This is a genomic window from Paenibacillus sp. FSL H3-0329, assembly GCF_037963285.1.
Classification (GTDB): Bacteria; Bacillota; Bacilli; order Paenibacillales; family Paenibacillaceae; genus Paenibacillus_AQ; species Paenibacillus_AQ odorifer.
This window is the reverse complement of record NZ_CP150150.1, coordinates 6434457-6447095: the sequence shown is the minus strand read 5'-3', so window position 1 is coordinate 6447095 and position 12639 is coordinate 6434457. Positions and strand designations below refer to the sequence as shown.

Below are 12639 nucleotides of genomic sequence, written 5' to 3'. Positions count from 1 at the left end.
CCGATGCCATCCGCGCCTTACTTTTGTATACGTCCGCATGACGCGGTAACGGAAGGGAGTGACCTCAGTGGATATTGTTTGGACAAACATAGTATTTTCAATTGTCGCCTTTGGGATTTTATATTTCTTGCTTAGCAAGTATGCGTTCAGCAAACTTTTTGCAGTTATGGAGAAGCGCCGTGAGCTGGTAATGCAGCAAATGGACGAAGCTGCGAAGACTAGAGAACAAGCGGTCGCGTATGTGGAAGAGCAGAAGCAAGCGCTGAACAGTGCACGCCAGGAAGCTCAACAGATTATTCAACAATCGCAAATCACAAGCAATCTACAGGTAGAACAAACTTTGGCACAAGCCAAAGCAGATGCAGCACGTGTCAAAGAAGAGGCTGTGCGCGATATCGAGAACGAAAAGAACAAAGCAGTGGAAGAGTTGCGCAGCGAAATTGGAACGGCATCTGTTCGTATTGCTTCCAAACTTCTTAAGAAAGAAGTTAGTGCTAGCGGCGAGCAGGAGCAACTTGTGAACCAATACCTCAAAGAGGTAGGAGGCCAATCATGAGCCGCGATACGGTAGTTGCCAAGCGCTACGCTAGAGCATTGTACAGTGCAGCGGTAGAGAAAGGGATTACCCTTGAAGTAGAAGAAGAGCTCAAGGCAGTGGTTGGGTTATTACATTCCGACCAAGAGATAAAGCGGTTTATTCTTGCACCGCGCATCTCGGAGTCCGACAAGCTGAAAGTGCTGCGCACAGCGCTTCAAGATAAGCTCTCTCCCATCGTGATGAACATTGTAGAATTGTTAGTAGAGCGAGGCAGAACCGATATTTTTGCCGATCTGCTGGATACGTATATCAAGATTGAAGGAGACGCTCTTGGCATTGGTGATGCTAAGGTATACTCTGTTTATTCTTTAAGTGAAGAAGAAAAAGCAGCTGTAGCTGCAGAATTCGGCCAACTCGTAAACCGTAAAATCCGGATTACGAATGTGGTGGACCCAAGCCTGTTGGGAGGACTGAAAGTTTATATCGGCGATAAGCTGTATGACGGCAGTCTGTCTAACAAATTGGAGCGTCTCGAGAAATCCTTTAATGATAAGCATAGAAGATAGGGGTGAGGATATTGGGCATCAGACCTGAAGAGATCAGCACTTTGATCAAAAGTCAAATTGAGGAATATAAAGCCGATATCGAAGTTGCCGAAGTCGGCACCGTCATTCAAGTCGGCGACGGTATCGCCCGTGTCTACGGTCTGGAAAACGCAATGGCAGGCGAATTGCTAGAGTTCTCCAACGGAGTAGTGGGCATGGCGCTCAATCTGGAAGAAAGCAACGTCGGTGTTGTTATTCTGGGTGAGTACAAGGAAATTCGTGAAGGCGATCAAGTAAAACGTACAGGACAAATTATGCAAGTTCCTGTTGGTGAAGCTCTGCTCGGCCGTGTAGTTAACGCACTTGGTATGCCGCTTGACGGCAAAGGCCCAATTGCTACAACTGAATTCCGTCCTGTAGAAAATAATGCACCAGGTGTTATCGATCGTAAATCGGTACATGAACCGATGCAAACAGGTCTTAAAGCCATTGATGCGATGGTACCAATCGGTCGTGGACAACGCGAACTTATCATTGGTGACCGTCAAACAGGTAAGACTGCAATCGCAATTGACGCGATTATCAACCAAAAAGGCAACGGCATGAAATGTATTTATGTTGCCATTGGTCAAAAGCAATCCACAGTAGCACAGGTTGTAGAAACTCTTCGCCGTCATGGCGCTTTGGAATATACAATCGTTGTAACTGCATCGGCTTCCGAGCCGTCCCCATTGTTGTATATTGCTCCATACGCAGGCTGCGCAATGGGCGAATACTTCATGTACAAGGGCGAGCACGTACTGATCATTTACGATGACCTTTCGAAACAAGCTTCGGCTTATCGCGAATTGTCCTTGCTGCTTCGTCGTCCACCGGGTCGTGAAGCATTCCCAGGTGACGTATTCTACTTGCACTCCCGTCTTTTGGAGCGTGCAGCTAAGCTTAGTGATGAGCTTGGTGGTGGTTCATTAACCGCACTTCCATTTATCGAAACACAAGCATCGGACGTATCAGCTTACATTCCTACGAACGTAATCTCGATTACAGATGGTCAAATCTTCCTTGAATCCGATCTGTTCTACTCTGGTCAACGTCCGGCGATCAACGTCGGTATCTCCGTTTCCCGTGTAGGGGGCTCCGCTCAAATCAAAGCGATGAAGAAGGTAGCCGGCTCGCTCCGTTTGGATCTTGCCCAATATCGCGAACTTCAAGCCTTCTCACAGTTCGGCTCAGATCTTGATAAATCTACACTTGCCCGTCTGAATCGCGGGGCACGTATGATGGAAGTTCTGAAACAAGGTGTGAATCAGCCGTTGTCTGTTGAGCATCAAGTGCTTAGCTTGTACACAGCTGTAAAAGGATATTTGGATGATATTCCAGTTAAAGACGTAAAACGTTTTGAAAAGGAATTCCTTGCTTACATGGATAGCAGTGCTGCTGATGTAGCTCAATCCATCAGGGATACAAAAGATTTGACAGCTGATAACGAAGCCGCTCTAAAAGCAGCGATTGATACCTTTAAAAGAGGTTTCGCTACTAGCTAATATAGATAGACTTTAACGGATTTTACTAAGTGAGCTTTGGCTCTGCCGAAGCTCAGGCTGTGCTTATGAAGTAGCTTTGACTCCGTCAAAGCTAAGATGATGCTTACGAAGTTAGCTTTGACTCCGTCAAAGCTTTAAGGTGGTGAAATCATGGCAAGAAGCATGCGTGATATTAAACGTCAAATTAAGAGTGTTCAAAACACAAGACAGATCACAAAAGCGATGGAAATGGTAGCCGCATCCAAGCTGAGAAAAGCTCAGGAGAAGGCAATTGCCGCCCGTCCTTATGCTGAGAAGCTAAAAGAGGTTGTATCGAGCATTGCTGCTGGCACAGAAGGTGTTCAACACCCTATGCTGGTTAGCCGCCCTGTGAAGAAGACTGGTTATCTAATCGTTACCTCTGATAGAGGGCTTGCAGGTGGTTACAACGCTAATATTTTGCGTAAGGTGACGATGCTCATCGCGGAGAAGCATAAGTCCAAAGATGAGTACGCATTGTTTGTTATTGGTCGTAAGGGCCGTGACTTTCTACGTCGCCGTGAATATCCGATTGTACAGGAAGTTACTGAGCTTTCGGATGCGCCGAAGTTTGCTGACATCAAGTCTATCGCGAATTCGGCAGTACAGCAGTTTGTAGATGGTACGTATGATGAGTTGTATGTTTGTTACAATCAATTCGTCAATGCTATCACCCAGATCCCAACCGTTGAGCGACTGTTGCCTATGGATGGAGTAGGGAATCAAGAGCATCATGAAGCTTCTGCAAACTACGAATATGAACCTTCACCGGAAGGCGTGCTAGAAGTATTGCTTCCAAAGTACGCTGAAACTTTGATTTATAGCGCAATTCTGGATGGCAAGGCCAGTGAGCTGGGTGCGAAAATGACAGCTATGGGCAGTGCAACGAAGAACGCGTCGAAAATGATCGGAGAACTTACCCTTACGTACAACCGTGCCCGTCAGGCGGCAATTACGCAGGAAATTACCGAGATCGTGGCCGGAGCGAACGCGCAGTCTTAAAATACAAGAAAAGTTAAACCGAGTGCTTAACTTGTCTTGTATTTTACGAGAAACAGTGCCGCTTGCTTAGGGTACATAGTTCCTTAAGAACGGCACTGTAAGTTCTTCTTACAATATAAGAAAGTATAGGTTTTACACTATACGAAATGCTTATATTTCTACGAGAAACGGTTGTCATCTTTATATGACGACAACGTCGTTTCTTCTTGATGTAACAGCTTTCGAGGAGGGAAAAGAAGATGAACAAAGGACGCGTTGTAAGCATTATGGGTCCGGTTGTCGATATTGAATTTGAACGCGGCCAGTTGCCCGAGATTTTCAACGCTATCAAAATTGAAACCGTCTTGGACAATGGTCGTCAGCTTAACCTAACACTTGAGGTTTCCAATCACTTGGGAGACAATCTGGTACGTTGTATCGCGATGTCTTCTACTGATGGTCTGGTTCGTGGACTGGATGCGATCGATCAAGGAGGTCCAATTTCGGTTCCTGTAGGGGAAGCGACATTAGGCCGTGTATTTAACGTACTTGGTAATCCAATTGATAACGCTGGTGAAGTTCTTGCTGAGAAAAAGAACCCGATTCACCGTCTCGCACCAACATTTGACGAATTGTCAACACAAGCGGAAATCCTGGAAACAGGTATTAAAGTTATCGACTTGCTCGCACCTTATGCTAAGGGTGGTAAAGTCGGCCTCTTCGGCGGTGCCGGCGTAGGTAAAACAGTAACAATCCAAGAATTGATTAATAACATTGCCCAAGAGCACGGTGGTATTTCCGTATTCGCAGGTGTCGGTGAACGTACTCGTGAAGGTAATGACCTTTATCACGAAATGACGGATTCCGGCGTTATTAAGAAGACAGCAATGGTCTTCGGACAAATGAACGAGCCTCCAGGTGCACGTCTTCGTGTAGCTTTGACCGGTTTGACCATGGCGGAATATTTCCGTGATGTGGAAGGCCGCGATACGCTGCTCTTTATCGATAATATATTCCGCTTTACCCAAGCGGGTTCCGAAGTATCCGCTCTTCTCGGCCGTATGCCATCCGCGGTTGGTTATCAGCCGACTTTGGCTACTGAAATGGGCCAGCTGCAAGAGCGTATCACATCGACTAAAAAAGGTTCCGTTACATCGATTCAAGCAATCTACGTACCGGCGGATGACTACACTGACCCTGCTCCGGCTACAGCGTTTGCTCACTTGGATGCAACAACTAACCTTGAGCGTAAAATTTCCGAGAAGGGGATTTTCCCAGCGGTTGATCCACTGGCTTCCAGCTCGCGTTTGCTAGCTCCAGAAATTGTTGGCGAAGAACATTACAACGTAGCACAAGGTGTTAAACAATTGTTGCAACGTTATACCGAGCTTCAAGACATTATTGCCATCTTGGGTATGGATGAATTGAGTGAGGATGATAAGGTTATCGTAGCTCGTGCTCGTAAAGTTGAACGCTTCCTGTCGCAGCCGTTCCACGTGGCTGAACAGTTCACTGGCTTTAAGGGTAAATATGTACCAATCAAAGAAACTGTACGCAGCTTTAAGGAAATCCTGGATGGTAAGCATGATGATCTTCCAGAAGCAGCTTTCCTATTTGTAGGTACGATTGAAGAAGCAGTAGAAAAAGCGAAATCGATGTAACCTGAGCTTAGCTAATGCTTTCGATGCAAGCTTTACTTCGTAAAGCTTAGTGCATGCTTTCGAAGCGAGCTTTACTATGTAAAGCTTTAAGGAGGAATGGAAGTGAATACCTTTTTGTTGGAAATTGTCACGCCGGAGCATCTCGTTTACTCCAAGCAAGTGAATAGCTTGATTGTAAGAGGGGTCGAAGGCGAGTTGGGTATTTTGCCGGGACACATTCCGCTTGTGACTCCACTTCAGGTTGCTCCGTTATCCGTCAAATCGGACGGTGTTACGATCTCCATCGCCGTTCATGGCGGATTCGTTGAAGTGCATAAGGACAAAGTAACTGTGCTGGCTGAAAGTGCCGAGCTGCCAACAGATATCGATGTTGAGCGCGCCGAAGCGGCTAGAGAACGGGCTCAGCGCCGTCTCCAGACTCGGAGCAAACAAGATGATATCGATCACCGCCGTGCGGAATTGGCGCTGCAACGCGCTGTTACACGGATTAAAGTGTCCACTGGAAAAGGACAACAGTAGGAAAAAAGCAGTCAAGCCTTATGGGTTTGACTGCTTTTTTATTATAGTAATCTATTGAAAAAGGTTAAAATTTCTTCATTATTTTGGATAATGGCGCTGAATTGTTTAAAAATTTGTAAAAGTACTGGATTCTTTTGCCCTTCACAAGTATGATATAAGAGTCGATTTCCGAGTAATACGAACACGGAGGGTTAGCATGGAGGATATATTGTCGGGTGGGTTGTCTAGTGCAGTTGGAACCAGCAGTATGGTCTCAATGATTGTATCTTTGCTCAGTGTTGTATTATCTTGGTGGGCATTGCAGAACCTTAAGCTCGATTTGGTCATAAGATATCCCAAGAGTCCTCAGGGAAGGCTGCTGCACTTGCTGTTGGCCATTGTACTTGGTCGTTTTGTAGCGGGGTTCTTCCTGGATTACCTGAGCTGGAGTGGGATGATCCGATATATGTTTTAAGGGGATGTAGTTTGGTTATAAGTGTCTTAGGTCGCAGTGGTCAAAAGGTGTCGAATAATAAGGTTTTATTATGTCAACACTGAACTTTAAGGAACATGCCCGAGTAAATGGGCGTATTGATGGAGTAGAGAACTTTTTTGCAATTACTTTAATCTAAAAAAATAATTTAAGAAATAATGGACGCGGAGGGAAACCGAAAATGAGCAAATTTATCGTCCGCGGTGGCAACAGATTGACCGGGAGCGTGAAAGTTAGCGGCGCAAAAAATTCCGTATTACCGATCATAGCCGCCTCTCTATTGGCAGAAGAAGGAGTAAGCGTCATTGTAGACGCACCTCCGCTTGATGATGTGATGACGATATCAAAAATGTTGGAATCTCTGGGTGCAGGGGTTACATATCAGAACGATATTATCCAGGTGGATGCTACAAACATCACTTCCTGTGAAGCACCTTATGAATGGGTTCGAAAAATGCGGGCGTCTTTTTTAGTCATGGGCCCACTGTTATCTAGACTTGGTCAGACAAGAATTTCCCTGCCAGGCGGCTGTGCCATTGGTACACGACCGATTGATCAGCATTTGAAAGGGTTTGAAGCACTGGGTGCGGAGATTAGTCTCGGCCAGGGCTACATTGAAGCGAAAAGCAACGGACGCCTGCGCGGTGCCAAAGTGTATTTGGATGTAGCAAGCGTAGGTGCGACCGAAAATATAATGATGGCAGCTACACTAGCTGAAGGCGTGACCGTTATCGAGAATGCGGCTAAGGAGCCTGAGATTGTAGACCTAGCTAATTACTTGAATGGTATGGGCGCTATCGTGCGTGGTGCGGGAACAGGCGTTATTCGTATTGAAGGGGTAGAACGTCTGCATGGGGTCAAACATCATGTAATCCCTGACCGTATCGAAGCAGGTACGTACATGGCGGCTGCAGCAATTACCGGTGGCGATGTATATGTGGAAGGCGCAATTGCAGATCACTTAGGTCCTGTTATTGCTAAGATGGAAGAAATGGGTGTAACCATTATTCCCGACGAGAACGGTATTCGTGTAATCAGTGACAAGCCTCTCAAAGCTGTTGATTTGAAGACTTTGCCGTATCCAGGTTTTCCTACGGATATGCAGTCGCAAATGATGGCATTATTGCTGCGTTCTGAAGGTACCAGTGTCGTTACAGAAACCGTATTTGAGAACCGGTTTATGCATGTGGATGAATTCCACAATATGAACGCTGAGATTAAGATCGAAGGTCGCTCGGCGATCGTTACAGGTAATGCACAATTGGTCGGAGCTAAGGTTTGTGCTACGGATCTGCGTGCGGGAGCTGCGCTTATTTTGGCAGGTCTGGTTGCTGAAGGCACTACTGAAGTAAGCGGAACTCATCATATTGACCGCGGGTATGTTCATTTGGCTGAGAAGTTGTCCGGACTGGGTGCGGAAATTTGGCGCATTTCCATGGAGGATACTTCAGCGCAAACCGTGAAGGATGAAGTTCTTAAACCGGAAGTATCCAAGAGTGAATCGACTAAAACCGAAGAGGTTAAACCACGCTTTCAGGTTCAACCAACTTGGGTATAATATCACTCATTAAGAGAGACCAGGCTGCAGATTGCAGCTTGGTCTTTTTTTATGGAATCCTCATCTGATGGGGATTTTTTTGTGCGCAATTTAATAGCCTGCGGTCTAGTAATAGATTGAGGACAGGAACTCTCTTTCTCTCAAATTGTGTTCTAGCAGTTGCTGTAATTTCATATCTATAAGAATCACCAGTGATTCACGGAAGGAGCCATAGAGATGAAAGATTTCCGCTACTTGCGAAGAAACAAGACAACGCGCTGGCATTCGCGTCCCCTTGCTCCCCGGCGCAGGCGACTCATTCCCGTCGCCTGGCTCGCAGCGCCTTTCCTGGCGGCGCTGCTGATTCCGCTGGCGGTTGTCCCGCTACACCGGGGACAACCGGCGCCTGTGGCCGTGCCGGCGGTCACGGCCCCTCCGGCGGCGCCGGAGACGGCTGCGCAGGAAGCGCCGCAGCCGAACGTCTCTGTCTATTTGTCGCACAGCGGACAAATAGAGACATTGCCGCTGGAGGACTACGTCCGCGGCGTGCTAGCGGCCGAGATGCCGGCCGACTTTGAGCTTGAAGCGCTCAAAGCGCAGGCCGTAGCGGCCCGCACCTTTATCATGCGCCGCCTGGTGGCTGGCGACAGAAGCGGCGTACCCGTTCCGGAGGCGGATGTAACCGATACGGTAAGCCATCAGGCTTACATATCTAAGGACACGCTGGAACGGCAATGGAAGCTCGGCGGAAGAAGCGCCGACCTCGCAAAGCTGCAGCGCGCGGTCCTTGAGACGCGCGGAGTGATTATGACTTATAAAGGGCAGCCGATAACGGCCTCCTTTTTCGCCTCCAGTGGAGGATATACTGAGAACTCAGAAGAGTATTGGAATGCAGCGATTCCCTATCTGCGCAGTGTGACGAGTCCTTGGGAGAAAGAGATTACCCCAAACTATGCGGTGACTAACACTTTTACTGTTTCTGAAATACTTACTAGATTGGGTCTGAACGATAAAGTCATTCCAGCCTCCAAAGAAACTACCAATTCAGGAACTACAACGAAGATTTCATCATCTTCGAGATTACCTATGGAAGTGTTGTCTCTTACCACTGGACATCGGATTAAAGAGATCTCTATTGGAGGCTCTATATTTACTGGACGTGAAGTGAGGGAGAAGCTAGGCCTACGATCCAGCCAATTCAGTTGGAGCCGTAAGGGGAATAAGATCTTGATCACGACCTTCGGAAATGGGCATGGGGTAGGGATGAGTCAGTGGGGGGCAAATGGGATGGCCAAAGAGGGTGGAACAGCTACCCAAATTCTCAAACACTATTATAGTGGTATCTCATTTACACAAATCTCAACTCTTCTGAAAAAATAACTTGAAAGATACGTATAAAAGAGAAAAGCCCGGTAACACTGGTTACTGAGGTGATAACCATATGAATGAACAAGACAAAAACAAAACAAACCAAGATGAATCTCTCAAAAAAACTCAGGGAGATTTACCTGGTGCAAAACCTTCTTCATGGAACAGACTGGTATCTAAACGTTGGGTATTCCCAGCAGTCTACACGGCGGCAGCGGCAATTATACTAACCTTGGTGTGGGTCTATCAGGATGCCGGCCAAAAGCCGCTCAACCAGGACACTGCCGCCACTTCGCAGCAAGTAGGAACTTCCGCTAATGAAGCTGGTACAACAACCGGAGGTCCAGATGCACTTGAAGTTGTTGCTTCAACGGAAAGTATGACTTGGCCAGTAGCTAATCCAGGTGAAGTAGAAGTAGTTAAGCCGTATTATGATGAGAATGGTACAGAGGACAATCACGTTGCCGCTATGGTGCAATATAACGACAAATTTATTCCTAATGTCGGAATCGATATTGCCCGTGAAGACAACAATACGTTCGATGTCAAAGCAGCGCTCAGCGGTGAAGTGACCAGAGTGGAAGATGTTGCGGTATTAGGTAAAGTGATTGAAATTACCCATCAAGGTAATTTGAAGACTGTATACCAAAGTCTTGGTGAAACAAAAGTTAAACAAGGCGATGTAGTGAAGCAGGGAGATACTCTTGCCACAGCTGGTCGCAGTGAGATCGAAAAGAACCTTGGAAATCATGTACACTTTGAAGTGTACGAAGATGGCAAAGTAGTCAATCCATCGGATTTACTGCCACAGCGATAAAAATTTCTATAGCAGGGGGCGAAAGCCCCCTATTTTTTTGTGTATATAGGGATTTTTAAGGTTATGTTTGTGATGAGCCTTTTGTTTACGCGGGAAACGGTTGTTGACCTAAAGGTACAGCGACGGCTTTTCATCATGCTAATAACACGGGTTATTAGGTTGTCCATTAAATAAAATGAGCCCTCCATAGCTTGTCATGTCTTGAAAGCGCGAATATATAAGCCCGCCCCTCATATAATGTACCAAACTATCCACAGTTGGGAGGCGGGAGCGTGCACGATTACATCAAGGAACGTACGATCAAAATCGGACGCTGCATCGTGGAAACCAGGCATACGGTCCGGACCATAGCCAAGGAATTTGGCGTTTCAAAGAGCACGGTGCATAAAGATTTAACTGAGCGTCTGCCAGAGATCAACCCTGATCTGGCCGATCAGGTGAAGCACATTCTCGAATATCACAAGTCCATCCGACATCTTCGGGGGGGAGAAGCCACAAAAATCAAATATAAAAAATCGACGGGGAAAAAACGTGAGGTTGCTGTAGCATCAAAGCCATGAGATTTTCGGAAATTTAAGGAAATATTCAGCTTTAATACATTGTGTACTTCCCCTAAAGTATGGTATTTTTAAATTTAGTACTAACTGCTGTTTTTTCAATTAAAATAACACTTTGGGGGCTCTTTCATTATGTTTAGCAAGGATATCGGAATCGACCTCGGCACGGCCAATGTGCTCATACATGTTAAGGGAAGGGGAGTCGTTCTGGATGAACCTTCCGTGGTCACACTTGAAAGTGATACGAAGAGAGTCCTTGCGGTGGGAGAACAGGCACGTCGCATGGTTGGACGTACACCTGGAAATATTATAACAATCCGTCCTCTCCGGGATGGTGTCATTGCAGATTTTGAAATCACAGAAATGATGCTTAAGTATTTTATCGACCGCGTTGGCGGCCGGTCCTGGTACGCACGGCCCCGTATTCTGATTTGCGCCCCTACAAATATTACATCTGTGGAACAGAAGTCCATACGGGAAGCGGCGGAGCGGAGCGGGGCTAAGGAAGTTTTTATGGAGGAAGAGCCAAAAGCCGCTGCAATCGGAGCGGGAATGGATATTTATCAGCCTAGTGGGAACATGGTCGTCGATATCGGTGGCGGAACGACGGATGTAGCCGTACTTTCTATGGGCGACGTCGTTACCGCTTCTTCGATTAAAGTCGCAGGAGACAAGTTCGATGAGGCCATTTTAAGATATATTAAACAAAAGTATAAGCTGTTAATCGGCGAACGTACGGCAGAGGATATTAAGGTTACAATTGGCACCGTGCGTCCAGGCCTGATGCAGGCTGAAATGGATATTCGTGGTCGTGATATGGTAAGTGGACTCCCTCAGACGCTCACTATTACTTCAGGCGAGGTAAAAGAAGCACTATGGGATCCGGTTTCTTCTATTGTGGCAGCTGCTAAGTCTGTTCTGGAACGTACACCGCCTGAGCTATCAGCAGATATTATTGACCGGGGTGTTGTTCTAACTGGTGGTGGCGCTTTACTTAATGGATTGGACGAGCTCCTCTCGGAAGAATTACATGTTCCGGTGTGGATAGCGGAAGACCCGATGCATTGTGTAGTTAAGGGAACAGGAATAATGCTGGATAATTTGGACAAGGTCGTTAAGAAAAAGTTCTAAGCAGCCGATATAAAAGGTAGCAAAAGATTCGGAAGGGGACTACCTTCATGATAAGAGGATTATATACAGCCGCTGCAGGTATGGTTACACAGCAGCGTAGACATGATACGGCAACACAGAACATCGCTAACTTGAATACAACGGGGTACAAGCAGGTTGACAGTGTCAATCATGCTTTTCCGGATGTATTGATCTCTGCTATGAGTAATGGCAATACCAAGCCAGTGGGGCGTCTTAACACTGGGGTTTTTGCAGAACAGTCGATATCCCAATATTTACAGGGTGATTTAAGGGAGAGCGGCAAGACCATGGATTTTGCTTTATCTACGGATTTGCAAGTAGCTGATCCTGTGACAGGTCAAAATATCTCCTTTGATGGTTCGGGCAAATATGTAAGCCCTGAGGGTGAGGTTGTTTATCGTCCACAGGCCTTCTTTACTGTACAGGATGCTGAAGGGAATAATCTGTATACGCGAAATGGGAGCTTCTCAATAAACGCGGCTACAGGAGAGGTACTGAGCAGTGGTGGCTTCAAGGTTCTTGATTCCACAGGCAAGCCCCTTGTCTTGACAGGAAATCAGGACACCCTTAAAGTGGACGGGCAGGGTAATTTGCTTAATCCAGTAACAGGACTTCCGACAGGGACCAAGCTTGGTGTGAGTGTAGTAACAAAGCCACAGGAGCTTGTACGTGACGGTAATGGTGTATTTCACGCTGATGATGTAGAGGCGGCAGATATCCGTTTCTCTAACGGAACAGATAACATGCAAGTACGCCAAGGTTACTTGGAAAGCTCCAATGTAGATCCTACTCAGGTTACTGTGGATTTGAATGCCGCCTATCGGGCTTATGAAGCGAACCAGAAGATTGTTCAATATTATGATGGCAGCTTGCAGAAGGCTGTAAGTGAAGTTGGCAGGGTTTAGGCAGTGCTTAGGAAATGAGCTTTAC

General features: G+C 46.6%; 13 protein-coding genes. All 13 read left to right on the top strand.

All coding sequences use genetic code 11. From position 1 onward, the window contains the following. Positions 1–67 precede the first annotated feature (67 nt). The 13 genes from atpF to NSQ66_RS28435 all read left to right on the top strand — a co-directional run bounded on the left by atpF (position 68) and on the right by NSQ66_RS28435 (position 12614). Positions 68–556, top strand: a complete 489-nt coding sequence (gene atpF, locus NSQ66_RS28495) for a F0F1 ATP synthase subunit B (RefSeq protein ID WP_036681571.1) — start codon at positions 68–70, stop codon at positions 554–556. Further along, positions 553–1104, top strand: a complete 552-nt coding sequence (locus NSQ66_RS28490) for a F0F1 ATP synthase subunit delta (protein WP_036681568.1) — start codon at positions 553–555, stop codon at positions 1102–1104. Before atpF ends, NSQ66_RS28490 begins: the two co-directional genes overlap by 4 nt. An 11-nt stretch (positions 1105–1115) precedes the next feature. Continuing rightward, positions 1116–2627, top strand: a complete 1512-nt coding sequence (gene atpA / locus NSQ66_RS28485) for a F0F1 ATP synthase subunit alpha (RefSeq protein ID WP_036681566.1) — start codon at positions 1116–1118, stop codon at positions 2625–2627. Between the two features lie 150 nt (positions 2628–2777). Then, the gene (gene atpG / locus NSQ66_RS28480) at positions 2778–3647 is read left to right on the top strand and encodes an ATP synthase F1 subunit gamma (protein ID WP_036681564.1); all 870 of its coding nucleotides are present in this window, start codon (positions 2778–2780) and stop codon (positions 3645–3647) included. 239 nt (positions 3648–3886) lie between these two features. Next, positions 3887–5287, top strand: coding sequence for a F0F1 ATP synthase subunit beta (atpD, locus tag NSQ66_RS28475; RefSeq protein ID WP_036681562.1), 1401 nt, complete (start codon positions 3887–3889; stop codon positions 5285–5287). A 102-nt stretch (positions 5288–5389) separates the two neighbouring features. Further along, on the top strand, positions 5390–5806 hold the full coding sequence (locus tag NSQ66_RS28470; RefSeq protein WP_036681559.1) for a F0F1 ATP synthase subunit epsilon: 417 nt from the start codon (positions 5390–5392) through the stop codon (positions 5804–5806). Between the two features lie 196 nt (positions 5807–6002). Continuing rightward, positions 6003–6260 carry a DUF1146 family protein gene (locus NSQ66_RS28465; RefSeq protein WP_036681556.1) on the top strand — a complete coding sequence of 86 codons (258 nt, stop codon included), beginning with the start codon at positions 6003–6005 and terminating at the stop codon, positions 6258–6260. Between the two features lie 199 nt (positions 6261–6459). Next, on the top strand, positions 6460–7836 hold the full coding sequence (gene murA, locus NSQ66_RS28460) for a UDP-N-acetylglucosamine 1-carboxyvinyltransferase (protein WP_036681554.1): 1377 nt from the start codon (positions 6460–6462) through the stop codon (positions 7834–7836). 216 nt (positions 7837–8052) lie between these two features. Then, positions 8053–9195, top strand: coding sequence for a stage II sporulation protein D (spoIID, locus tag NSQ66_RS28455; protein ID WP_038573638.1), 1143 nt, complete (start codon positions 8053–8055; stop codon positions 9193–9195). A gap of 61 nt (positions 9196–9256) precedes the next feature. After that, a complete protein-coding gene (locus NSQ66_RS28450) occupies positions 9257–10000 on the top strand; it encodes a M23 family metallopeptidase (protein ID WP_036681550.1) in 744 nt (247 codons plus the stop codon). Positions 10001–10272: 272 nt separating this feature from the next. Continuing rightward, a complete protein-coding gene (gene spoIIID / locus NSQ66_RS28445) occupies positions 10273–10560 on the top strand; it encodes a sporulation transcriptional regulator SpoIIID (RefSeq protein ID WP_036681548.1) in 288 nt (95 codons plus the stop codon). A gap of 129 nt (positions 10561–10689) precedes the next feature. Further along, the gene (locus NSQ66_RS28440) at positions 10690–11688 is read left to right on the top strand and encodes a rod shape-determining protein (protein ID WP_036681546.1); all 999 of its coding nucleotides are present in this window, start codon (positions 10690–10692) and stop codon (positions 11686–11688) included. Between the two features lie 47 nt (positions 11689–11735). Continuing rightward, positions 11736–12614 (top strand): flagellar hook-basal body protein, encoded by an 879-nt coding sequence (locus NSQ66_RS28435; RefSeq protein ID WP_038573634.1) that lies wholly within the window; start codon positions 11736–11738, stop codon positions 12612–12614. The last annotated feature ends 25 nt before the right edge of the window (positions 12615–12639 follow it).